The organism is Pseudomonas antarctica, from assembly GCF_900624995.1.
GTDB lineage: Bacteria > Pseudomonadota > Gammaproteobacteria > Pseudomonadales > Pseudomonadaceae > Aquipseudomonas > Aquipseudomonas antarctica.
The window spans coordinates 1-314 of sequence record NZ_UYXQ01000267.1 but is presented as its reverse complement, the minus strand read 5'-3'; the positions used below and the strand labels follow the sequence as shown (position 1 = coordinate 314).

The 314-nt window shown below is 55.1% G+C and carries 1 protein-coding gene; it reads left to right on the top strand.

Annotated features, from left to right (window positions below):
* Positions 1-314 (top strand): ribonucleotide-diphosphate reductase subunit beta (locus tag E0F99_RS29925; protein WP_207303115.1); only part of this gene is annotated, 314 nt, incomplete at both ends.

Genomic DNA, 314 nt, shown 5'->3' with positions numbered 1-314 from the left:
GAAGGCATCTTCTTCTACTGCGGCTTCACCCAGATCCTGTCCATGGGCCGCCGCAACAAAATGACCGGCGTCGCCGAGCAGTTCCAGTACATCCTGCGCGACGAGTCGATGCACCTGAACTTCGGTATCGACGTGATCAACCAGATCAAAATCGAAAACCCGCATTTGTGGGATGCCGAGATGAAGGAAGAAGCGACCCAGATGATCCTGCAAGGGACGCAGCTGGAGATTGAATATGCTCGCGATACCATGCCGCGCGGCGTGTTGGGCATGAATGCGGCGATGATGGAGGATTACCTCAAGTTCATCGCGAA